This window comes from Chryseobacterium barbadense (genome assembly GCF_042849955.1).
Lineage (GTDB): Bacteria > Bacteroidota > Bacteroidia > Flavobacteriales > Weeksellaceae > Chryseobacterium.
Map to the genome: position 1 here is coordinate 1 of NZ_BAAFHL010000010.1, position 24,799 is coordinate 24,799.

General features: G+C 34.2%; 23 protein-coding genes. 1 reads left to right on the forward strand and 22 read right to left on the reverse strand.

Going from position 1 to position 24,799, the window contains the following annotated elements; all coding sequences use genetic code 11:
* The 20 genes from ACGHIN_RS06395 to ACGHIN_RS06490 form a co-directional block, all read right to left on the reverse strand.
* On the reverse strand, positions 1–503 hold a 503-nt coding region (locus ACGHIN_RS06395), incomplete at its 3' end, for an asparagine synthetase B family protein (protein WP_390451891.1).
* 11 nt (positions 504–514) lie between these two features.
* The gene (locus ACGHIN_RS06400) at positions 515–1,669 is read right to left on the reverse strand and encodes a glycosyltransferase family 4 protein (RefSeq protein ID WP_390451892.1); all 1,155 of its coding nucleotides are present in this window, start codon (positions 1,667–1,669) and stop codon (positions 515–517) included.
* A complete protein-coding gene (locus ACGHIN_RS06405) occupies positions 1,669–2,913 on the reverse strand; it encodes an O-antigen polymerase (RefSeq protein ID WP_390451894.1) in 1,245 nt (414 codons plus the stop codon). Before ACGHIN_RS06405 ends, ACGHIN_RS06400 begins: the two co-directional genes overlap by 1 nt.
* Positions 2,906–4,186, reverse strand: coding sequence for a lipopolysaccharide biosynthesis protein (locus tag ACGHIN_RS06410; protein ID WP_390451896.1), 1,281 nt, complete (start codon positions 4,184–4,186; stop codon positions 2,906–2,908). Before ACGHIN_RS06410 ends, ACGHIN_RS06405 begins: the two co-directional genes overlap by 8 nt.
* A 6-nt stretch (positions 4,187–4,192) precedes the next feature.
* Positions 4,193–5,299 (reverse strand): non-hydrolyzing UDP-N-acetylglucosamine 2-epimerase, encoded by a 1,107-nt coding sequence (gene wecB / locus ACGHIN_RS06415; RefSeq protein ID WP_390451898.1) that lies wholly within the window; start codon positions 5,297–5,299, stop codon positions 4,193–4,195.
* An 11-nt stretch (positions 5,300–5,310) separates the two neighbouring features.
* Positions 5,311–6,321, reverse strand: coding sequence for a Gfo/Idh/MocA family protein (locus ACGHIN_RS06420; protein ID WP_390451900.1), 1,011 nt, complete (start codon positions 6,319–6,321; stop codon positions 5,311–5,313).
* A gap of 11 nt (positions 6,322–6,332) precedes the next feature.
* Entirely contained in the window at positions 6,333–6,905 is a 573-nt protein-coding gene (locus ACGHIN_RS06425) for an acyltransferase (protein WP_390451901.1), read from the reverse strand.
* Positions 6,906–6,912: 7 nt separating this feature from the next.
* On the reverse strand, positions 6,913–8,046 hold the full coding sequence (locus ACGHIN_RS06430; protein WP_390451902.1) for a DegT/DnrJ/EryC1/StrS family aminotransferase: 1,134 nt from the start codon (positions 8,044–8,046) through the stop codon (positions 6,913–6,915).
* A gap of 39 nt (positions 8,047–8,085) precedes the next feature.
* A complete protein-coding gene (gene lhgO / locus ACGHIN_RS06435; protein ID WP_390451903.1) occupies positions 8,086–9,276 on the reverse strand; it encodes an L-2-hydroxyglutarate oxidase in 1,191 nt (396 codons plus the stop codon).
* Between the two features lie 7 nt (positions 9,277–9,283).
* Positions 9,284–10,579: a nucleotide sugar dehydrogenase gene (locus ACGHIN_RS06440; RefSeq protein ID WP_390451904.1), complete on the reverse strand. Its 1,296-nt coding sequence runs from the start codon at positions 10,577–10,579 to the stop codon at positions 9,284–9,286.
* Positions 10,579–12,969, reverse strand: a complete 2,391-nt coding sequence (locus ACGHIN_RS06445; RefSeq protein ID WP_390451906.1) for a GumC family protein — start codon at positions 12,967–12,969, stop codon at positions 10,579–10,581. Before ACGHIN_RS06445 ends, ACGHIN_RS06440 begins: the two co-directional genes overlap by 1 nt.
* Positions 12,970–12,980: 11 nt before the next feature.
* Positions 12,981–13,796, reverse strand: coding sequence for a polysaccharide biosynthesis/export family protein (locus ACGHIN_RS06450; protein ID WP_390451908.1), 816 nt, complete (start codon positions 13,794–13,796; stop codon positions 12,981–12,983).
* Between the two features lie 35 nt (positions 13,797–13,831).
* Complete coding sequence (locus tag ACGHIN_RS06455) at positions 13,832–15,760, reverse strand: polysaccharide biosynthesis protein (protein WP_390451910.1); 1,929 nt, start codon at positions 15,758–15,760, stop codon at positions 13,832–13,834.
* Positions 15,761–15,842: 82 nt separating this feature from the next.
* Positions 15,843–16,973 carry an aminotransferase class I/II-fold pyridoxal phosphate-dependent enzyme gene (locus ACGHIN_RS06460; protein ID WP_390451912.1) on the reverse strand — a complete coding sequence of 377 codons (1,131 nt, stop codon included), beginning with the start codon at positions 16,971–16,973 and terminating at the stop codon, positions 15,843–15,845.
* 28 nt (positions 16,974–17,001) lie between these two features.
* Positions 17,002–17,460 carry a regulatory protein RecX gene (locus tag ACGHIN_RS06465; protein WP_390451914.1) on the reverse strand — a complete coding sequence of 153 codons (459 nt, stop codon included), beginning with the start codon at positions 17,458–17,460 and terminating at the stop codon, positions 17,002–17,004.
* Positions 17,461–17,517: 57 nt separating this feature from the next.
* Positions 17,518–18,783: a serine hydroxymethyltransferase gene (gene glyA, locus ACGHIN_RS06470; RefSeq protein ID WP_390451916.1), complete on the reverse strand. Its 1,266-nt coding sequence runs from the start codon at positions 18,781–18,783 to the stop codon at positions 17,518–17,520.
* 114 nt (positions 18,784–18,897) lie between these two features.
* A complete protein-coding gene (locus ACGHIN_RS06475) occupies positions 18,898–19,317 on the reverse strand; it encodes an arsenate reductase ArsC (protein ID WP_390451918.1) in 420 nt (139 codons plus the stop codon).
* Between the two features lie 126 nt (positions 19,318–19,443).
* Positions 19,444–19,917 carry a DUF6428 family protein gene (locus tag ACGHIN_RS06480; protein ID WP_390451920.1) on the reverse strand — a complete coding sequence of 158 codons (474 nt, stop codon included), beginning with the start codon at positions 19,915–19,917 and terminating at the stop codon, positions 19,444–19,446.
* Between the two features lie 56 nt (positions 19,918–19,973).
* Positions 19,974–20,300 (reverse strand): ArsR/SmtB family transcription factor, encoded by a 327-nt coding sequence (locus ACGHIN_RS06485; RefSeq protein WP_390451922.1) that lies wholly within the window; start codon positions 20,298–20,300, stop codon positions 19,974–19,976.
* 102 nt (positions 20,301–20,402) lie between these two features.
* Positions 20,403–21,308, reverse strand: coding sequence for an NAD(P)/FAD-dependent oxidoreductase (locus ACGHIN_RS06490; protein ID WP_390451923.1), 906 nt, complete (start codon positions 21,306–21,308; stop codon positions 20,403–20,405).
* A gap of 87 nt (positions 21,309–21,395) precedes the next feature.
* On the opposite strand from ACGHIN_RS06490, the gene ACGHIN_RS06495 reads away from it, so the two are divergent.
* Positions 21,396–21,770 carry a Fur family transcriptional regulator gene (locus ACGHIN_RS06495; protein WP_390451925.1) on the forward strand — a complete coding sequence of 125 codons (375 nt, stop codon included), beginning with the start codon at positions 21,396–21,398 and terminating at the stop codon, positions 21,768–21,770.
* Between the two features lie 157 nt (positions 21,771–21,927).
* On the opposite strand, the gene ACGHIN_RS06500 is transcribed toward ACGHIN_RS06495, so the two are convergent.
* Together ACGHIN_RS06500 and ACGHIN_RS06505 are read right to left on the reverse strand one after the other, a co-directional pair.
* Positions 21,928–23,451 (reverse strand): glycosyltransferase family 39 protein, encoded by a 1,524-nt coding sequence (locus ACGHIN_RS06500; RefSeq protein WP_390451927.1) that lies wholly within the window; start codon positions 23,449–23,451, stop codon positions 21,928–21,930.
* 82 nt (positions 23,452–23,533) lie between these two features.
* A complete protein-coding gene (locus ACGHIN_RS06505) occupies positions 23,534–24,733 on the reverse strand; it encodes an efflux RND transporter periplasmic adaptor subunit (RefSeq protein WP_390451928.1) in 1,200 nt (399 codons plus the stop codon).
* Positions 24,734–24,799 lie beyond the last annotated feature (66 nt).

Genomic DNA, 24,799 nt, shown 5'->3' on the forward strand with positions numbered 1-24,799 from the left:
CCTTTAATAATAGGCTTGATTTCAGAGCTGAATGTAAATTTATTATCCACAAGCGAGTAATAAAATGGTTTAACACCAAATCTGTCCCTTGAGCAAAAAAGAATATTTTTGATCTTATCATAAATGGCAAAGGCCCACATCCCGTTAAAGTGATCTACGCAGGATTCCCCATAACAATCATAGGCTGCTAAAATAACCTCTGTATCGGTTTTCGTTTTAAAAACATATCCTTTTTGTTTAAGGCTTTCCCGAACTTCTATATAATTGTATATCTCGCCATTGAAAGTAATGACATACTTTTCATCATACTGCATCGGCTGTTTTCCATCATCAGATAAATCAATAATCGCCAGTCTTCTATGCCCTAAACCTATATTTTTTTCACAGAAAACACCATCTCCGTCCGGTCCGCGATGTACCATCTGATCTGTCATTTGCTTGATTTCACCGCTCTGAACATTTGCTCGCTGATCAAACTTTACAATACCTGCGATTCCACACATAATTATTTATTTTAATTTAAAAATGCTTTATTAATATTTTCCCATTTATAATCTTTTATCCAGACCTCTGCATTTTTGACAACTATATCTCTTTGAGAGTCAACTAAAAGCATTTTTTCATATAAATCATCAAAATTATCTTTCTGGAATAAAATCCCTCTGTCATCATCCAGTCTTTCTTTATTTACATCAATATCTCCTGCAATTACCGGACAACGGCAAACCATTGCTTCCAGCATCGACATTGATGAACCATGCGGCCAAATTGTAAATGATGCCACCGAAAAGACTTTTCGAATGTCTACATTTTTTACGGAAGGCCTTATATATATTTTATCTGAAATATTCAATTCAGATGCTTTTTGATGTATTCTTTTAAAATAATCATCGGTTCCTTCTCCTACGATGAGTAATGAATAATCCGGTTTTTTTTCAGAAAATCTGGCAAAAGGTTCTAATAAATCAATCGGCTTTTTAAACTCGTCACATTTACCTATATACAGAACATATTTGCCTTCCGACAGGTTACTATCTTTCAGCCATTCCGCACCTCCTTCTTCATCCCTGAAACAGTGATCACTATTAAAACCTAAAGGAATCATCTGAATATCCTCTTTTATTCCGTAATTTTTCTTCATAAAGGACACGGTTTCTTTACTTACGCCTACCCATTTATCTACTTTTATATTTAAAATGTTAAGATATGTTTTGTAAAAGACTTTAAAAAAAGAATAAAAAGCAGAAGAAAATTTATTAAAGCTTCCTGCTTCTACCATGTGATCGTCTATGATTACTTTTATATTGTCTTTTTTCAGTTTCTTAATATAATATAATGATAGAATAGACATGGGTGTAGAAACCCCATGAAGAAATACGATATCCGGATTTTCATTTTTAAATAAGTCATAAAATCCTTCAGGAACTATTCTTCCGCTTATGAGCTTCTTTTTTTTAATTCTTTTGATTTTAATTTTATGATTATCCGAAAGTTCCTGATCTTGCTGAAAGATTTTTTTAACTTCTTCTTCTTTTGTTGCCCAATAATGTAAATCATCGGAAGAAATTATCGTAATGTCATGATTATCCTTACGCTGTTCCAAAGAGAGGCTATTTTCCTGATATCCTTTTGACGGGTGAAAGAATTGAGTTATATGAAGAATTTTCATTATTTAAATACTATTTTTAATCTTATAAATTTTGATAATAAAACGACACTTAGCAACCCGAACGTAATCATACATGGAAGCATCGGTAAACTAGGCAGTGATAAGACACCTAATAAAATGCATGCAAAAATTACCTGGGTAACTAAACTTTTCTGTTTAAAAATGTAACTATCCAGAAATGCAAGATATATGCCTAAAAAAAGTGACTCTATAATCACACCAATATAGGAAAAATCTACCCATGCATCTCCGATAAAGAAAGCATTTACCGTTCCTTTAAAATTAGCTAATTTTACGTCTGATGAAACATAATCCCCATGTCCAAACAATCCATGGATAAGTCTTATGTTCATTCCATTTGTATGAGAATAATATTTGGGGTAATATTCAGTATATAAGCTTAATACCCTGTTGGGTTCACTAAAGATCCTATATTTGATCAGGTCTAATGCCGCTGAACTATCCTCTACACCAGTTGTAAAGATATAGATCGAGATAAGAAGCACTAAAAACGATCCAAAAAATATTAATATTTTTTTAAAATTCAGAGTATAGTTCTTTATTAATGTAAATAAGAAAATGAGCTGGAATAGAAATATGAAGGCCGCACTTTTTGATAAATTTCCAAGAAGTCCTACCAGAATAGTTAAATTATAAAACCCAAAAAATACAAGCGCTATTTTATTCTTTGTTTTTATAGCATAAGCCAATCCCAGAAATGCAAAAAATCTACCGATAGCTGTGATCATATATGCATATATAGGAGCGATCCAACCTTCCACTCCCGCATCTTCCCTCAACTCATTAAAATCCTCCGGCGAGATAAGAGGCGAGGTGAAGACCGTTTTAAGAGCATTGATCCCGTTATAAAAAAATAGCCCCATAAGGATAACGACTACTGCAATCAATGAAACTACATACATCATTTTTTTCTGGAAATAAACAGGCTTTTCTTCCTGTTGCATCCAAGTCATATAATTCAGATTATCATTATTCTTATGCAAAAAAAAGAGTTTATTCCCTATATTGAAGAAGATAACGAAACATGTTAGGAGAACTGTAAGTGTTTTTATATGTTCCTGTTCTATATTCTCCATATCTATCTGATAGCTTACATATCCGTATCCATATATCAGCAAAAATAAAATGGAAAAAAGCCATGAAATATTTACCTTCTTAATATGATACAGAAAATACACTACCCAGACTATTATTAAAGCTACATATACAACTATCTCATTCATTAATTACTATTTTGTAGGAAAAAAATATGGACATCAAATTACAGATCATTCCAAATAATGAAAATAATAGTATGGAAGTAACATCACCCCCTATTACTTTCCCTAAATAAATTCCAAAAACACAGAGAGAGAATGTGCAAATCTGTATCCACATATTTATTCTTTGCTTATTAAATATCACAAATGTGCTTGATAATGGATATGAAATAAACTCCGAAAATAAATATAAAGCCATAATTTGTGCATATAAGCCTGACTTTTCCCAACTGTTTCCAAATACAAAAATAAACAAATATTTCCCGAATATAACTAAAAACAAAAAAGGACCAATCCCCCAAAGAAAGAGATTTTTCAATGTTTTTAAATATAAATTAACACGTTCCTGTTTGTTCATTAAAACTTTTACCGCTTCATTTCTATATACTCCCCATACAGAATTTGAAATCAGGATGGAAGGTATTCTCAGGATTCTATTTGAAAATGAATAGAGCCCTACAATAGATGAAGAATAAAGTGTTGCTATAAGTATTGGAAAAAACTGCTGGGAAAGTGTAAGTACAAATTCTGAAGCTAGGATATATTTAGGAAAATTAATATATTCCTTTGCTACAACTAAAGCATTTGAAATATTTATCTTCCCATATTCATTTTTAATATAATTATTTTTGTAAAAGAAATACAGTAAAAATATAATGGGCAAAATTAATGAGAAAAAATACCCCATTAAAAGTCCGTTCACTTTATACCCAATAAAAAAGAACAGAAAATTTCCTATGATTACAATTAAAGATTGAATAATAGAAGCCAAAGATGTCATTTTATATTCTTCTTTTCTTTGGAACCAAAGCTGAAAGCATGAATAAAATCCAATACTGAAAGTGCTTATCGGAATCAAAAAAACAAATTTCCCGAAAGTGGCAAGAGATTTTATTTCAATATGACAATAATGTATTAAAAGTAATCCTATTAATAAAAGAAATGAAAAAACACCACTTAACGATATGGTAAAGAATAATAAGTTTAAAGCTTTGGAATCGTCTTTGGGATGAAAAATGGCCTGCTCATATTTTCCTGTGAATAGTGAAGCAAATATGGTAGCAAAACTTGTATATAATGCCAGAAGACCAAAAGCTTCCTGCGTATATAATCTTCCTAAAATCGGACTTACCGCAATTACTAAACCTTGCCCAATAACAGATCCTGATGTAAGAACCAAAATATTTTTTTTGGTCTTTGAAATTCCTAAAAGCTTTTCTTTTATTTTTTTGATCATTACAGCTTAGTTAGATAAACCCTTTTCAAGTGAGTTCAAAATCAATTCAGCTGAATTTCCTTTGCCATAAAGTTCAGGTTGATTTTCTAAAACCTGACATTCTTTTATTGTCTGACTTATTTTTTCGGAATCATTTCCAACAATTATATTCCATCCTGAACTTACTGTTTCTACCCATTCTGTCTGATTTCTTAAAGTAATGCATGGTTTTTTAGCAAAAAAGGCTTCTTTCTGCATTCCTCCTGAATCAGTAATGATTAATGAGCATAAACTTTGAAGCAGTAATATCTCAAAATATCCTACAGGATCTATTGTATGAACATTCGACGGAATTTCAACATTATCCCCTTTTACTTTATTAAGCGTTCTTGGATGTATTGGAAATATAACGGGTTTACCGGAATCTCCGATCCCTTTAAATATACTTTTCAAATTTTCCAGGGAATCAACATTTTCTGCTCTATGTATTGTTAATAATGCAAATTCCTTATTTTTTAATTCTTCGGGGAATCCTATTTTTGAAAGCATATTATTGATTTCTCTTTCCTCTTTTTTCGCTAAAAGCTGTGAATAATAAATATAAGCGTCCAGCATTATATCTCCTACATTTTCGGCATAATCAATCCCTTCATTCTTAAGGTTATCTATTGCTGTTTGTGTAGGGCTATACAAATAGGTACTGATATGATCGGACATTATCCTGTTCTGTTCCTCCGGCATTCTTTTCCAGAAACTTCTTAATCCAGCTTCAACATGCGCTATTGGAATATGCAATTTTCCGGCAGCAACTGCTCCGGCAAGCGTAGAATTGGTGTCACCATAAATAAGAAGCACATCCGGTTTTTCTTTGATCAATATCTCTTCTATTTTAATGATCATATTCCCTGTCATTTCGCCATGAAGTCCACCTCCTACACTCAGATGATAATCCGGCTTCGGAATTTCCATTTCCTCGAAAAAAACATCCGACATATTGGCATCATAATGCTGCCCTGTATGAACTAATATCTCCTGAAATTTTGTATTATATTTATCAGACCTTATCATTCTGCTGAATGGAGCAGCTTTAATAAACTGAGGTCTTGCTCCTATTATTGTTACAATTTTTTTCATACTATATGTTTTTATTTTAAAGCATATATCCTTTCAATAATGTCTACTACTTTTAATCCTTCCAACGCATTGGTAGTAATGGTATTTCTGCCTTTTAATACGTCAACAACATTCTCAATGATGTAATGATGGTTTGCTGCAGATCCTTTGTAAGCACCATAATCATTCCCGGGATTGGTTGGAGGAAGTTCAGGCATTATATAATCTTTTACATTACATACTTCTACCTTATCCATATATTGCCCACCTATTTTTACAGCTCCGTTTTCTGCAATAATCGTCATGGAACTTTCAAGGTTTTGGTTCCACACCGAAGTTGAATAATTTAACGATCCCATTCCGCCTTCTACAAAATCAAAGCTTACAAAACCTGAATCTTCGAAATCTGTCAGTTTTTCGTGATTGAAATCCGCAAACTTTGCCTGAATATTCGTAATGTCTCCAAATAGCCAATACATGATATCAATAAAATGCGAAAACTGAGTAAACAATGTACCGCCATCCAGGTCTTTTTTACCGTGCCATGACTCGGGTTTATAATATCTTTCGTCACGGTTCCAATAGCAATTAAGCTGAACCATATATATTTCACCTAACTTCCCGCTCTCAACCATTTCCTTGATCCAAGCTGAAGGTGGTGAATATCGGTTTTGCATTACTGCAAAAACCTGTTTATGTTTATGAAGTGCCTGAAAAATAAGCTTTTCAGCATCCAGTTTATTAAGAGCCATTGGTTTTTCTACAACCACATGTTTACCGGCATCAATAACTTTATGGGCCTGCTCAAAATGGAATCCGTTTGGTGATGCGATGTTAATAACATCCACCTCAATTCCTGAACTTAAAAAATCATCTAATGATTTGAAAAATGGAACATCATAATTTTCAATTCCTAAAGCTGATTTATCTTTTACATCGATTAAAGCTACCAGTTCACATTCTGAATTTCTGGAAACCATTTCGGCATGTCTTTTCCCGATATGTCCACAACCGATAACTGCAAATTTTATTTTCTCAGACATTTGTTTTCTTTTTAAATTTTTGAAACTTTATTATTTTCAAGTTTATATTCTTCTCCACTTTCCTCACAAACTGCAATTCCTTCTTCATTAAAATGAAGACGGTGTCCGTATTCACTCATCCAACCCATTTGTCTGGCCGGATTTCCTACTACTAACGCATAATCCGGAACTTCTTTTGTAACTACAGCACCTGCTCCAATAAATGCATATTTTCCGATATTATGTCCACAAACTATTGTAGCATTGGCTCCAATGGAAGCTCCTTTTCCGACGTGAGTTCTCAAATACTCATTCTTTCTGTTCACTGCGCTTCTCGGATTGATTACATTGGTAAAAACCATTGAAGGGCCAAGAAAGACATCATCGTCGCAAGTTACCCCCTCATATATGGAGACATTGTTCTGAACTTTCACATTCTTTCCTAAAACAACTTTAGGAGAAACCACTACATTCTGGCCAATGTTACATTTCTCACCTAAAATACACCCAGGCATGATATGAGAAAAGTGCCAAATTTTAGTTCCGGCTCCTATTTCGCAGCCTTCATCTATTACTGCAGTTTCATGTGCAAAAAAATCCGACATAATATTTTTATAATTGGTTATTAAAAAAGTTTTTAATTTCTGAGATAATATAATCCGAAGCTTCCTGATTAAATTCTGTATGAACCGGAAGTGAAATAACTTCTGAACAAAGTTTCTCTGTAACAGGAAGACTGAAATCTTTCTCTACATACTGTTGAAAAGCTTCCTGTTTATATAGTGGAAGCGGATAATAAATCATACTTGGAATATTCTTCTCTGCAAGATACTTTTGCAGTTCATCTCTTTTACCATTTTTCACTCGTAAAGTATACTGGTGAAATACATGGGTTGAGTTTTTTGCTCTTGAAGGAACCTGAAGGTCAGCAATATTGACAAGATTTGTATCATAATAATCAGCCATATTATTTCTGGCCTTTGAGTACCCATCCAGATGTTTCAGTTTTACTTTCAAAACCGCTGCCTGTATAGTATCTAATCTTGAGTTACATCCTAAAACTTTATGATAATATTTTTTCTCCTGACCATGATTAGCAATCATTCTGATTTTTGCAGCCAGATCATCATCATTAGTCATTATTGCACCACCATCTCCATAGCAGCCAAGATTTTTTGAAGGGAAGAATGAAGTACAGCCAATATGTCCTATTGTTCCTGTTTTCTTCACAGTTCCATCAGAAAATGTATAGTCTGAGCCTATCGCCTGTGCATTATCCTCAATGACAAACAGATTATGTTTTTTCGCAAATTCAAGAATTTTCTCCATATCTGCACCTTGTCCATATAAATGAACAGGGACAATAGCTTTAGTGTTAGGTGTTATATATTTTTCCAACCCTTCAAGTTCAATATTGAAAGTGTTTTCGTCAACATCCACCATTATGGGTTTTAATCCTAAAAGTCCGATTACCTCTGCAGTAGCCACATACGTAAAAGCCGGACATATTACCTCGTCGCCTGGTTGCAAGTCTAAAGCCATCATAGCGATCTGCAGTGCATCAGTTCCATTGGCACATGGAATTACATGTTTTACATTTAGATATTTTTCAAAATCCAGTTGAAATTCCTTTACCGCAGGTCCATTAATAAATGCTGTATTATCTATACAGTTTTGAATTCCTGCATTAACTTCTTCTTTTATTTTTTCATATTGACCTTTTAAGTCAACCATTTGAATTTTCATATATAATTATTTATAGATGCCGTATTATTTTACGGGAAATTAATTTGTTATAAGCTCACTGATTTTATTTCCGATGGAGAGACATGAGGTTGCAGCTGGTGAGGGTGCATTTCTTACATGGATGATGCTCCCATTTTTCACAATATCAAAATCATCAATTAAAATACCGTTTCTATCACATGCTTGAGCTCTTACTCCAGAACCTCCCGGAACAAGATCGTTTTCCTGTATTTCTGGTAAAAGTTTCTGTAATGCTTTTGTAAAGGCAGCTTTAGAAAGGGAACGATGAACTTCCCCCATTCCTGTCTTACCATATTTGGCAACAATTTTTCTAAATCCAGGCCATGTAAGGGTTTGCATGGTTTCTCTAAAATCGAAATCAAAAAATTTGTACCCTTCTTTTTTAAAAGCTAAAACTGCATTCGGACCGGCTTCAATATTCCCATCGATCATTCTGGTAAAATGCACTCCTAAAAATGGAAAGTTAGGATCGGGAACTGGATAAATAAGATGCTTAACCAAATGTTTTTTCTCATCTTTTATCTTATAATATTCGCCACGGAATGGAATAATGATCACATCATTTTCCTCATTGGTCATTTTGGTCACTTTATCCGAATATAATCCGGCACAGGAGATCAGTTTTTTAGCTTTAAATTCGGAAAAATTTGTTTTGACAATAATTTCTGAACCTTTATTAATGATGTTTTTAACTTCATTATTAAATTTTACCTCTCCTCCTAATTCTTCAAATAACTCTTTTATTTTTTTAGCGATTCCTGGATAATCAATGATACCTGTCTGCGGAACTTTGATTGCTTTTACCCCTTCACAATGGGGCTCAATTTCACGGAATTCTTCTCTGGAAAGATATTTCAGATTTTCAAGTCCATTTTCTACTCCTCTTTTATAAATATTATCTAACAACGGGAGTTCTTCTTTCGACGTCGCTACAATTATTTTACCGCAAAGGTCATATCTTATACCATATCTTTCAGCAAAATCGATAACAGATTTATAACCTTCTATGCAATTTCTGGCTTTAAGACTTCCCGGTTTATAGTAAATTCCACTATGAATTACTCCACTATTATGTCCGGATTGGTGCAGGGAAACGTCAGATTCTTTTTCTAAAACCAAAATCTTAGAATCAGGATTTTTCAGTTTGGTTTGGTAAGCAGTTGCTAATCCTACTAAACCCGCACCAATAATAACGATGTCATAGTTCATGGTAAAATTATAATCTTCCGTCTACCAGGTTTCTATCTAAACATGCCTTAGTATCAAAAACTACTGCATTTTCTTTTTTCAACTCGTCAAGATTCATCTGAAGGAATTCATTATGGGATACTGCAATGATAATGGAATCATATCTTTTCCCTTCTGTTAAAGTGTCAAGAATATCAATTCCGTATTCATGTGCCACTTCTTCTTTGCTTGCCCACGGATCATAAATATCTACATTCACTCCATAATCCAAAAGCTCCGTATAAATATCCACTACCTTGGTGTTTCTAACATCAGGACAATTTTCTTTGAAAGTAACTCCTAATATTAATGCGTTGGAGTCTTTAATAACTCCTCCTTTAGCAATAAGAAGCTTTACTACTTTGGATGCAACGAACTTAGCAATAGAATCATTTACGCGACGTCCGGACAGAATTACATCTGGATGATATCCTAATTGCTCTGCTTTATGGGCTAAATAATACGGATCTACTGAAATACAGTGTCCTCCAACTAATCCGGGTTTATATTTAAGGAAGTTATATTTTGTTCCAGCTGCTTCAAGAACATCATTAGTATCGATGCCGACTCTATCAAAGATTAAAGCTAATTCATTAACAAAAGAAATATTAACATCTCTTTGAGCATTTTCTATGGCTTTTGAAGCTTCTGCCACTTTAATACTAGGTGCCTTGTGAGTACCGGCTGTAATAATTTTTTTATATAAGTTATCTACTTCTTCAGCAATGTTTTCTGTAGATCCGGAAGTAACTTTTTTAACACTTGTCAGAGTATTTACTTTATCGCCAGGATTAATCCTTTCCGGCGAATACCCTACAAAGAAGTCCTCATTGAATTTTAAGCCTGAATATTTTTCCAGAATAGGAACGCATTCTTCTTCTGTACAGCCTGGAAAAACTGTAGATTCATATATAACTATGTCTCCTTTTTTAATTATTTCACCTAGCATTTTTGAGGCTGAAATCAATGGTTTTAAATCCGGAGCATTATATTTATCAATAGGAGTTGGAACCGTTACAATATAAATATTGGCTTGAGCAATATCATTCAATTCACTGGTCGCTTTATATCCAATATCACCTTTAGATTCTGTATATTTTTTTAAGCCATCATTCAGTTTTTCAATATCAGCTTCAAGGGTTATATCTACACCCTCATTTAACTGATTAACTCTTTGTGCATTAATATCAAATCCTAAAACAGGATAATGATTAGCAAATTCCAAAGATAAAGGTAAGCCTACATAACCCTGCCCGATAACGGCTATTTTGTATGTTTTCATCATTAACTAAGTTTATTTTTGATTTTTTCGAACCATGTTTGTTCTTTTTGATTATTATATCCATAACCATACTTATTGCTATATCCTAGGTTATCTCTATTTACATCATTTAAAACAAATCCTACATTTTTAATCTTATTTTGATCAATGTTACTGTTGGCAAATTCTATTAACGATTTCTCAGTGTATTTAGATCTTGAAACATAAATTGTAATATCTGATAATTCAGCAATAAGGAATGTATCTGTTACAAGAAGTAAAGGTGCTGTATCTAAAATAATATACTCATACTTCGATTTCAGTTCATCCAGTAGATTTTCGTATCTGCCATTAGAAAGTAACTCTGTAGGGTTTGGTGGAATCATTCCTGAATAAATGACATCCAGATGAGGATTAAAAGATGAAGGATAAATTATGTCTTCTACTTTTGTCTGATCAGAATAGAGATATTCTGTAAGGCCTATCAATCCTTTTCTACTAGGATTATATCTTTGTAATTGTGGATTTCTGATATCGGAACCGATAATAATTGTTTTTCTTAACGGAGTAGCTAAGGTTAAAGCTAAATTAACTGATGTAAAGGTTTTTCCTTCCCCTTTAACCGTTGAAGTTACAAAAATAACTTTCCCTATGTCCTTATTCTTGGGAAGCATAAAATTCATATTGGTAATAAGAATCCTAAACGCTTCTGCCTTTGGAGTGAGATCATTCATCTGAACCAGCTCAGAATCTCCTTTTTCAAGACTCGGTAATTCAGCAATTACTGGTGCATGAACAATCTTTTCCAAATCATGCTTAGTAACAATCTTGTTATTAAATAACTGTGACAGATATATAATAATAAATGGCAATAAGAGGCCTAAAAATAAAGATATTAGAAGGATTACATTTCTTTTAGGAGATATCGGCAGCGGTAATGCATATGCCATATCTATTACCCTGGCTTTAGGAGCCGTGATAGATTGAGCTATTGCTGTCTCTTCTCTTTTCTGAAGAAGAAGAAGGTAAAGATTTTCTTTTATTTGTTGCTGTCTTTCAATACCTCTAAATATTTTTTCAATAGATGGGAGTTTAGAAATTTTTCCCGAAACCTTATTTTGCTCACTCAAATATTCGTTTCTTGTTAGCTCAAGTCCTGTTTTATTTCTTTGTAGGCTTTGCATAATGGAGGAACGCATTGAATTAATCTGCTTGGTAACATCAACAACAGCAGGATTTTCGGTAGTAGCCGATTCCAACAATCTGTTCCTCTGTAATATCAATTGATTATACGTAGAAATCCCCGCAGTTGCATCAGCGTTATTTAAACCAACATTAGAAGGTAAAACCTGGTATTGACCTTGTCTTGAAACATATCCTATTAGTGCATTGGTTAACTCCAACTGGGCATCAATATCCAGTTGTTTTGCTTTAGCTGCTGCTGAACTTTCAAGATTTATTTTAGCCTCGGTCTCAAGGTCCGTTAAATTATTTTTTGATTTAAAAATTTCCTTTTGATCTTCAACCTGCCCTAACTCAACTGAAAGTTTTTTAATTCTGTCTTCTATAAAATCCAATGTTTTTTTAGACTCAGAGTTTTTATCTAAGATTGCATCATTATTATAAACAACAATTAAATTATTAAGAATATCTTTTGCTTTTGAAATTTCCGGATAATTCATGTTCAGTTTAAGCACTGTTGCTTCTTTACTAACTAAATTAACGCCTAAACCAGATTGAAGATCATTTACTTTAGCTTCTAAAGATGAGATATGTAATTCTAAATTTTCAGTATCTATTCCTTTAGATGTTTTTACATTGAATTGATTATTTTTAGTAATAATAATATTAGCAAAAGGAAGACTTATGGTTTTTCCATAAGAAGTGGTAATCTCTTTGTTTAATTTATCTGAATTTAAAACAAGCTTATTCCCATCAATCTTAAGATTAACTACATTGCTTACGGCAATGTCTGGTTTTTCGTTAATTATTTTAATTTCTATAGGTGATGTTTCTTTGTATAACTCAACACTTGACAACTTCCCTTTTGCTATTATATTGATCTGAAGATTCTCATTAATGACAACTTCTTTCATTAATTTTTTTGACTTCAAAATCTCTATCTCGTTGGCAATACTATTTGTTTTTAATCCTCCAAAACCTGACAAATCAGGCAAAACACCCAAGTCATTCGCTACAGGAGAAGATGAACTTTTTGCATCTTTTATAAGTACCGTTGTCTGTACATTATACACAGGTGTCATAAACTTCAAAGAAATATATCCTATGATTAAAGCTATAATAGCGCTTAAAAGAAACCAAGGCCATCTTCGAAGATAAGGCTTAATTATTTCATTGATATCTATACTTGTATTATCTACTTCCGAAAATTGTGGTGATTGTTGGTTGTCCATTAATGTTTTTATTACTTAAATAAACTTACTATTACTGCTACAGCTGTAATGGCTATCGATGCTGCCGTTAAGTATAGACCTGTATTGGGATTTTGTTTAGCTGCAAGATCTCTGTTATTATTGGAAGAAACGATAATAGCATCTCCTTGTCTTAGATTATAATAGGGGGAATTGATAAGGTTGGCGTCTTGTAAATTAACTCTCCCATGGGTAATGGCCCCGTTTTCATTTCTTATAACAAGTACATCCTCTCTTTTACCATATATCGTTAAATCTCCCGCAAGCCCTAAAGCATTAAGAATAGTGGCTTGTCCATTAGCTATTGTATAATCTCCTTGCCTGTTGACTTCTCCCAGTACCGTAACTTTAAAATTAGCTAATCTTACGTTTACTGTCGGATTGATTACATAACGTGTCACCCTGTCTCTTAAATCATTTTTAAATTCTACCAAAGTTTTACCTATGGTATTCAATTTTCCTAAAATAGGAAAATCTATATTTCCTTCGGCATCCACAATATATGTCGGTCCCGTAAGTGATGTCGTGCCTTGGTTCGGAGTATTACCACCTGCCAGAGTATTTGTTTGTATTAATTCTGAAGAAGAATAGTTCTGATTAAATGGTTTTACTACGTCCATATCTTTTGCAGTAATTAAAATAATCAGCTGATCTCCTACTTGTATTGTAGAATTAGAGTTCTTCGTTGATGATTCTATGGCAACCTTTTCTATATTCTGCATATAGTTCAGATCATTGGGGGCTTGTGGGTTAGTCTTACATGAAACTAACATGTACACAAGAAATATTGCCCATATTTTATTCTTCATATTTAAAAATTGTACAAATATACATTTATATTCTTTTACTTATCCAGTACTTCGTAGATAGAATTATTGCTTCTAAACTCCGGCACAATAGTCTTCAAAATTCGCACCACTTCTACTTTATCTTTTCTTATGGAGGCTTTAGTAATTAAATTCACCAAAGATTCTATTTCAAAAAACTCCATAATCGGGTCTTTCGAAATCATAATTTTTTCATTATGAGTAGGAAGTGTTTTGGCATTATCACTTAGTAGTTCTTCATATAGTTTTTCACCCGGCCTTAATCCTGTATAAATAATTTTAATATCTATATTAGGTTCAAATCCTGATAATTTTATCATTCTTTTCGCAAGATCTAATATTTTCACTGGTTCTCCCATGTCAAAAACAAAGATTTCTCCACCCTGTCCCATTGTTCCGGCTTGTAAAACCAATTCACATGCTTCAGGAATCGTCATAAAATACCTTACAATATCAGGATGGGTAATTGTGATAGGTCCGCCAGCTTCAATCTGTCTTTTAAAATGTGGAATTACCGAACCATTGGAGCCTAAAACATTTCCAAATCTTGTGGTTATAAATTTGGTTGTATTCCCTTCAACACCTTGTAAGGATTGTACAAATAATTCTGCGGCTCTTTTGGATGCTCCCATTACATTGGTAGGATTTACTGCCTTATCCGTAGATACCATTACAAACCTGTTAACTTTATATTTACTGGAAAGGGTAGCAATATTTTTTGAACCCAAGACATTTACCAATATCGCCTCATGAGGATTTTCTTCTACCAATGGAACATGCTTATAGGCAGCTGCATGATATACCATTGAGAAATTATAGGTTTGAAATAATGGCTCTATCCTATGCTTATTTGAAACATCCGCTAAAACAAATTTGAATCTGATATGGGGGAACTTTTCTTTCATCTCAAGTTCAACATCATACAATGGTGTTTCTGCTTGATCTAAAACAACTATTAATGAGGGATCAAACTGAGCAACTTGTCTAACGATCTCACTTCCGATTGATCCTGCTCCCCCTGTAACCAATACCGTTTTATTAAAATGCCTTTTTTTAACTTCCTCATTTTCAATTTTGATAGGTTTTCTGTTTAGCAAATCTTCAATCTGAAGGTTTCTGATAGACCCGCCCAGATCGCTATCTCTTAGCTTTTGTACTGAGGGTGCCTTGAAAATATGAAGGTCCTTCTCTAAAAACAAATTCACCCATGAGTTCATCTCATCTTTAGACATCATTTCTTTGATAATGATCACACCATCTATTACAAGATCTTCTTTTGTTGTTTCTTCAATCTTTTTCTTTTCATAGATTGGTTTACCCAGCAAAGAGGCCCTTTTGGAATCTGTTCTCTGGGTTAGAAAACCTACGACTTGATAAGGCAGGCTTGGATTATCAAGAACAGCTCTTGCGATAGCTATAGATTGTTCATCAATTCCTAATACCAAAATTCTCTTTTTTAAGGCACTCCTCCTATATTCCCTAACGATATGAAAAAATTCTTTCACATAAAGCCTGAAAAGAAATAATCCCATAAAGGAAATGATAAAATACAGTATTAAATATGGGGTTAATATGAATTTGCCCCCCGTAATCCAGAAATAGGTAATATTGATTGTTCCTACAACAATCATTGTACAGAAACAAGAAATCAATAGTTTAAATAAATCGATAAATGTTGAATGCCTTATAATCCCTGCGTAGGTCTTAAAAATATACATAAACACAGTATTGATCAGAATAATAAAAGCAAAAACTACACTTTTGTCTTCATGATAAATAAATTCCTGTTTAGTAATTTTTTCTATAATATAGGTAGAAAGGAAGAGTGATATTACCAGAATAATAATATCTATCACAAGTATTATCCATCTGGGAAGATATCTTACATCCGAGAGGTTGACAACATTATCTCCACCAAATATTTTTTTCCTAAGAGAATCGTACATTGTCTTTATTTATGTTTATACCTAATAACATCAAGCCAGTTTTAATCAAATAACCCATGCAAAATTAAAATAAAAATCCAAATTAGTTCACTATGTTTAGAACTTTTAAAATTCTTTCTCTGCATTCGTCCGTAAGATTCGTACCTGAAGGCAAGCACAGACCATTGTCAAAAATTGTACCACAAATATTACTTCCAAAAAAATCATACCCTTTATATAAAGGTTGCAGATGCATTGGCTTCCATAAATACCTGGTTTCTATATTACTCTTTGCAAATATATTTTTCAGCATTTCTTTAGATAAATTATGTGATTTTTTGATTTGAATAGTGTTTAACCAGTAATTGGAATAAAAATCTTCATTGGGCTCAGAGGATAATTCTATATTTTCAAAATGCTTTAGATTCTCATGATAAAATTCGTGATTTAATCTTCTTTGTTTTATTCTTTCATCCAAAACTTCCATTTGCCCAATCCCTATCCCTGCTGAAATATTGCTCATCCTATAATTATAGCCTATTTCCGAATGACTATAATATTCCTTATCTTCTTTTGCCTGTGTTGCTAGGTAAAAAGTTCTTTTCTTATTGTCTTCAGTTCTTGAAATCAATACTCCACCCCCGGAAGTCGTGATAATTTTATTGCCATTAAAACTGAAAATTGACAAATCTCCAAAAGTTCCACAAAGCTGATTTTTATATCGACTTCCTAATGCTTCAGCACTATCTTCAATAACGGGAATTTCATATTTCCTTGAGATTTCAAGTATTTCATCTACTTTAAAAGGCATTCCGTATAAGGAAACTGTTAGAATTGCTTTTGGTTTTTTCCCTTTTTGAATATAATGTTGTATAGCATCTTCCAAAGCATTGGGACATATATTCCAAGTATCTGGTTCGCTGTCTATAAATACAGGAACAGCTTTTTCATATAAGATGGGATTTGCTGAAGCTACAAAGGTGAACGACTGGCAAAGGACAATATCTCCAGACTGGATATGCAATAATTTCAAGGCTAAATGAATTGCCGCTGTTCCCGAAGATACAGCAGTTACAAAAGAGTTCTCTCCCAGATAATTCTCAAGGTAATTTTCAAATTTATTGATATGAGGGCCAAACTGTGAGATCCAGTTAGTATCAAAAGCATTTTGTATATATCCCAGCTCACTGCCTCCCATATGCGGAGGCGAAAGCCATATTTTTTTTTCTTCCAATCCTTTTGTTGTTATTTACATCATTCTGTCATTCAAAAATATCATTTATTTTCTCATATTCAAAACCTTTACCCATCAAATATTTTATAGTCCTGGATTTCTTCTGATATTCCTTCAGCCCCATCTGCTTTGAATAATAATCTTCAAAGGTTTTTCTTAAAACTTTCTCATAATCCCTGTCATCAATTTCATCAAAACATTTTTCTATCAGTTTTTCTGAAATCTGTTTTTGCTTCAGATTGATACGGATCTTGTTTCGCCCCCAATGTTTGATATAGAATTTTCCTCTTATGTAGCTCCTTGTAAATCTTTCTTCATTCAGATAGTTTTCCTGTATCAGATAGAGAAGAATTTCTTCTTTTGCTTCGGGGATTAGCAAAAACTCTTTCATTTTCTGTTCTACTTCGGCATGACATCGATCCTGATACACGCAATAGTTGACCAGCTTTTGTTTAATTTCTTCGAAAGTGAAAGATTTTTTCTCCATAATGACAAAAAAAGAATGAGCCTGCGCCCATTCTTCATATATTAATTTTAGTAAAGATTAATAATTGAATAATGCTTTACCTTCCATTAGCTCATTAACTCTTTTTCTTACAGAAGCAATCACTTCCTCGCTCTTAAGATTATCCACTACTTCAGAAATCAGCTCAGCAATAGTTTCCATATCCTGCTCTTTTAATCCCCTTGTGGTAATGGCAGCTGTTCCCAATCTGATACCGGAAGTCGTAAATGGAGATTTATCATCGAAAGGAACCATATTTTTATTACAGGTAATATCGGCAAGAACTAAAGCTTTTTCAGTTTCTTTTCCGTTTACACCTTTATTTCTAAGGTCTACAAGCATCAAGTGGTTATCTGTTCCGCCGCTTACAATATCAAATCCTCTGCTGATCATTGCTTTTGATAAAGCTTGAGCATTAGAACGGACTTGCTTCGCATAGGTTTCAAACTGAGGATCCAACGCTTCTCCGAAAGCAACTGCTTTAGCTGCAATCACGTGCTCCAAAGGACCTCCCTGGATTCCAGGGAAAACAGCTCCGTCCAAAACCTGACTCATCATTTTGATTTCTCCTTTCGGGGTTTTATGGCCGTAAGTATTTTCGAAATCTTTGCCCATCAGGATCATTCCTCCTCTTGGACCTCTTAATGTTTTGTGAGTGGTTGTCGTTACTACATGACAATGGTCAAACGGTGAGTTTAGTAATCCTTTCGCAACCAGACCTGCAGGATGAGCAATATCCGCCCAAAGCGTAGCTCCTACTTCATCGGCAACTTCTCTGAATTTGGCATATTCCAAATCTCTTGAATACGCAGAAAATCCTGCAATAATCATTTTCGGTTTTTCTCTCAGAGCAACTTCTCTCATTTGATCATAGTCAATTAAGCCAGTTTCCTGCTGTACTCCATAAGAAACCACATCATACTGGATTCCCGAAAAGTTAACCGCAGAACCGTGGGTAAGGTGCCCTCCCATGGAAAGGTCCATTCCCATAATCTTATCTCCCGGCTTCAAAACGGCAAGATAAATAGCAGCATTCGCCTGAGAACCGGAGTGCGGTTGTACATTGGCATAATCTACCCCGAAAAGCTCTTTGGCTCTGTTAATGGCTAAAGTTTCAACCTCATCTACTACTTCACACCCTCCGTAATATCTTTTTCCAGGGTATCCTTCTGCATATTTATTTGTCAATACGCTTCCCATAGCCTTCATTACATTTTCAGAAACAAAGTTTTCTGATGCAATCAGCTCTAAACCATGGGATTGTCTTTGTCTTTCTTTTTCAATAAGGTCGAAAATAATGTCCATCTAATTATAATTTTAAAGATTTTCCACCCCAAATGTACGGAATTTCCCTCTAGATTTCGGTACTGAAAAATATGATTTTTAGAATTAAGTTTTGATCAAAATCCAACCGTTTATCTATATTATATTTTCCTGAACGAATTTCCTGCTATAATTTTTAATCAGTTCACGAACAGTTCTGAATTCATTCATGATTTCATCTTCTGTTCCGGTAGCTTTTGCAGGATCCTGAAAATTGTAATGATATTTTCGAGCCTTGGTTGGAAAACACGGACAGTTTTCTTTCGCATTATCACAAACTGTAATAACAAAATCAAAATCTATATTCTGGTATTCATTTACGTTATTTGAGGTTTGTCCGGATATGTCAATTCCATCCTCTTTCATGATGGCAATAGCTTTCGGATTAACGCCATGGGTTTCAATTCCGGCACTGTAAACGTCTGCTTTATCTTGGGCAAAATGTCTCAAATACCCTTCTGCAATCTGGCTTCTGCAACTGTTTCCCGTGCAAAGTACTAATATTTTCTTTTTCATATTTATTTAAACGAATAACCAAATGAGATTAATGATACAAAATTTAAGATCGAAAAGATCAGCTGTAAAACAATCACTGAAGCGGCAATAGACTTTTATATTTGATCAGTTTTTCTTTCATAGGAATTAACAGCATCCTGAATTGGGAGTACAGCATGATTCTTGCTTATTCGTAAGCTCTCTTAAGGCTGTTTTTTGTTTTTGTGGCGGTACACCGCAAGCCTCATTCGCCAAACAAGCTGTCATTCGGTTTTGCAATACAAAGTTTTTACCGTTAAAATCCAAGTCATATTTTCCGATGGTCTCATTCTGATACTCTACTTCTATTTCAAAATCTCCAATTCCCAGCTTTTCTTCGGAAAGATTAATGATATGTAATAATTTTCCCGGCTTTAAACGATGTTCGAAATCATTGGCATTCCAAAGCTGGAAGTTTACTTTATTCTCTTTTCTGATATTTCCGCCACAGTCAATAAAATTTTTGCTGATTATTCCAATTTCCGTGACATGAAAATGTTCGGGAACAAATGTTCCGTTTTCCAATTGAAATTCTACATTTTCTAATGCAGGCAGAATATTTTTGATTTCAGATAATTTCATAGGTTTGATTTTTAAATGTTATAATGCAATATTACGATACGGTTAGATAAAAATTTTTAGCAGCATTTTTGCTTTCTCACTTTAGAAATAACGTCAGAAAAGAAAAGATTTACAATCTCAAAAGCCTTTTCATCAATACAATAGCAAATGGTGTTTCCTTCAATATTTCCCTTGATTAATCCTGCGTTCTTCAATTCTTTCAAATGTTGTGAAACAGTAGGTTGTGCCAGTGGCAGTTCATTCACAATATCTCCACAAATGCATTCATTCACTTTAAGCAAATACTCAATGATGGCAATTCTTGCAGGATGGCCCAATGCTTTTGCAATCGTTGCGAGCTTATTTTGCTCTTTGTTAAAGAAGTCTGTTTTTGTTGCCCCCATTTAATCTGGTTTATTTCATATCGCAATATTACGATAATTAATTTAAATTACCAATTTGAAATAAAAATTCCTTGCATAAATAACAAGGAATATAATTATCATCTAGTTGAATTCTTCATCCACAAGTTCCTTATTGACCATTGCACCTGCCAAATTCCCCTGGGCAACAGCATTAGCAACTGACCGCATCATGGTAGTGCTGTCTCCACAGGCAAAAACTCCAGGAACTGTAGTCTTTTGGTGCTCATTTATTTTTATCAGCCCGTGTTCCGTTAACTCGCAATCCAGATCTTCGGAAACATTCAGGTTCTGCTCAACCGGAATTTTGGCGTATAGGGCTTTCAAAGGAATTATTGCACCATTTTTAAAAATAATCTGCTGAATCTGACCTTTTTCATGCTGTATTTCAGCCACCTCATCTTCATTAATATTCACCTGATGTCGCCTTAATTTTTCTGTCTGCTTGTTGGTAAGAGATGATTTTCCATTAGTAAACAGCGTTAAATCCTTCGTCCAGTTCAAGATCATTTTTGAAAATTCAAAAGCGATTTCTCCATTGGCCAGAATTCCCGTGGTTTCATTTTTCACTTCGTATCCGTGACAATACGGGCAATGAATAACCGAAATCCCCCAACATTTATCAAATCCCGGAATATCCGGCCGTATATCCTTTACTCCCGCAGCAATAATGAGTTTTTTAGTATTAAACTTTTCTCCCGATGCTGTTTCCACTTCAAAACCTTCAGAAGTTTTAGCCATTTTTATGACTGCATCATCATGAAACTTCACAGTATCGTATGCTTCAACCTGTTTTCTGGCCATGGTGCTGATTTCTTTCGGAGGTTTCCCGTCTTGGGTTAGAAAGTTGTGCGAATGCGGAGTCTGTCTGTTGCATGGCTTTCCATTATCAATGATCAGCGTATTTCTTAAAGATCTCCCTAACGCCATTCCGGCTGAAAGTCCTGCATAGCTGCCTCCTATTATAATTACTTCAAAGTTGTTTTCCATGATGAATTTTTAATAAGTTACCGACAAAGATAAAACATTTCTTTATTAATGCGATTATATCGCAATAATAATTTTTATATTTGCCTTATGATTAAGAGAAATACGAAAGCCAAACAGCTAATCCTGGAGTCTTTAAAGAAAACAAAATCGGCTGTCAGCCAGGAAATGCTGCAGAAAGAATTGGGAGATTCAGTAGACAGAGCTACGATTTATCGTGTTTTAAACGGTTTCTGTGATGACGGGATTGTTCATAAAATTTTGAGCGATGACGGAAAGTTCTATTTTGCCTTTTGTATCAATTGTTCTGAAAAAGTTCACAAACACAACCATTTCCATTTCAGGTGTCTACAATGTGGAAAAATTGAATGTTTACCAAACGAGATAGAAATAAAACTCCCAAAAGATTATCAATCCGTAAATTTTAACGGCTTTATTTCAGGTTATTGTTCTACCTGCTCCTAGTTGTTCCTGAACAGCTTTATAGTATAATCAGCTTACTATAAGCATTATACAACATACAAACAGGATTCGTGATAGCATCTTCATAAGTAGTACTTTCTTTGGAGCGAATGTAAAAATTAATCAGAATAAATCACGAACCTGGAGAGTTAATAAAGTGTTAATGTCTACCTTTCACTTCATCAATTTCTTCCTGAAGTCTTTTTCTGATATCAATTTTAGCTTGAGCAAAGCTGAAAATCACCGTTCCTTTTTCCCTTGCAAATGAATGGATAATGGAATCTGCAATTTTAGCATTTTCGAAGAAAGGTCCTGTTTCTTTTAATTCTTCTTCTTCTTCGGAGTATTCTTTTACCCTGATCAGATTGATGTACTTTTTACTTAAGTCAAACCAATCGATATAGTCTGCGTTGAAGGATACCGCTTTTATTCCTTTGGTAGAATAGTAATTAATAGCTCCGGCCTGCCCGTAATTATCACAAAGCACCAGTGTATTTTCAGAAACGGGAAACCGGGAATATTCCTGATCTACTTTTTGAGCCAGCTCTTTCCATCCCTGCATATCAGCAAAATCCTGTGGCAGAGAATGGTCTTTTCCATCTTCCCAACGTAGTAATCCCAACTTTTTATATTTTTCCTGATGGTTGAAAATGTATTCAGGGCTTTTGTTGGGGAAAGCAACACTATACAAAGGTAAAAACAACAGGATAGGAATTAAAATACTGACCGGTTCTAAGATTTTCATTTTTTCTTTTTCAAGAAGGCAGGCCAGATACACTGCTCCAAAAGCAATATATACAGGATATAATCCTATGGCGTAATAATCTTTAGCCTGAAAAAATAAGAACAAAGCTATGGTAAAAACATATCCGAGAAACAGAAACCGGAATTTACCAAACGGCTTGTAAAAAACGAGGGCATAAAAACCGGCAATAATTACAAAAACAACGCCTAAGAAAAACAAAATCTGTGATTTCATGAAGTCCAGCCTGTTAACATTTACCAATTGTCTTTCTGAAAGCTCTTTCATGTGGCGGATTACCGGAAAACCGTTGTTATATTGCCATACCAGATTAAGCAAAATGATCATGAAAGCAATCAATATGGCTCCATAAAGGTGAGGCTGTAAAAATATTTTTCTCTGCTTCGTCAACAAAAGAGCCGGAATCAATCCTAAAGGTAAAAAGGCAATATTATATTTATTCAAAAAACCGAATCCGAAAACTGCAGCTCCTATGTACAACCATGTTACTTTTTCGGTATTGAAGTATTTGACAAGTGAATAGTAAATGAATGTCCAGCACAAAACCTCAAATGAGGTGGGCTGAAAGAGCATATTGAGACGGAGAAGCACTGAAAATAAAATTCCGGTTGCGGCTAAGATCTGAGCGTACAGATTTCCTTTTAATTCTTCAATGATCTTCCAGACGACTACAATTGTTAAAGCTCCGAACAAAGCCGGGAAAAATTTCACCCAAAATTCGGAACCGCCCAATTTAATAATGATCCAGGCGAACCAGGAATTTAGAGGAGGAACCGACAGATATCCCCAAGCTAAATGATTGCCCTGGTCAATATGCAGGTATTCATCACGATGAAGTTCATACTCAGGGCTGATCAGGGAATATTGCAAAACGAATTTTGCAATAATAAAGAGGAATAAGAGGGTTGCACTTTTTTTCATGGTCATTAATTTCAGGATTAAAAATAAAAAAATCCCAAGAAAAATTCCCGGGATTTAAATTTGAATGTATAGTGTTAGTTTACTATTTTTTCTTTTCTTTCAATTCTTCTTTATCCTTATCGGATGGGTTCCATACTTTCACCTCAGAATTTTTATCAATTCCGGAACCAGGAAGTATTTGTACATTAATTCCGTCGCTGGCTCCAAGCTTCACATATACTTTTTTGAATTTACCGTCTTTCTGCTTCACTTCCACGAAAGGAACGTCTTTACCATTTTTCTTTTCATACTGAACAAGAGATTCATCAAGCAATAAAGCATTTTTCTTAGAGCTTAAAACAATTTCCCCGTTAGCAGAGAATCCTGCTCTGATGTATTCATTATTAGGATTGAAAACGGTTCCTTCCACAGGAAATTTGATGGTTCCGTTATTATCTTTTCCTTTGGGAGCAATCATCGTTAACTTTCCGGGAAAGTTTTTGTTTTGTAAGGCTCCGATCACAATGTTCATATCCATCCCCTGCTTTAATTTTCCTGCCTGAGCTTCATCAATTTCCCCCTGGAAAATCAATGAATTCAAATCTGCAATGGAACAAATAGTAGTTCCTGCATTGAAAGAGTTAGCCTCAATGACCTGGCTTCCTACTTTCACAGGCACTTCAAGAACGGTTCCGGAAGCTTTGGAGCGTATCTGAGTGGTTGCTAATCCCTGTAATTCAGGGGTAGCTCCGGTTTTTACGATCTGTAATCTTTTTTGTGCGGTAAGCAATTGCTGATTGGCGTTTTTCAAAGACTGCTGCTGGGAAAAAAGCTGCTGCTGAGAGTTCAGATATTCCTGCTTGGAAATAACCCCTTGAGTGTATAGTTTTTGCTGCATCTCAAATTGCTTCTGCATATTGCCTACATTCATTCTGGCGTTGCTGATTTGAAGCTGGGCATTCTGAACTTCCTGCTGTGCATTGTTGACATCAGCAATATTAGGAATGATTCTTACTGTTGCAATCAGCTGTCCTGCCGTCACTTTATCTCCTTCATCCACTAAAATTTTATCTATGATCCCTGCAATATTGGGCTTTATTTCGATTTCTTCTTTGGGGATAATTTTTCCTGTAGCCATTACCTTATCATCCATATTCTGAATGGTAGGTTTACGGGTAAGGAAAGCCTCACTCTCTTTGGAATTGGATTTAATCAGATATCCGATTCCTGAGAATAATGCCACTACAAATAAAAGCCCTAAGAGGATATAAATGGCTTTTTTCCAAGTGAATTTCTTTTTCATATATCTAGTTTATTTATTTAAATGATTTAAAATTAAAAGATTAAAAGATTATTGTCATTCAGTCTT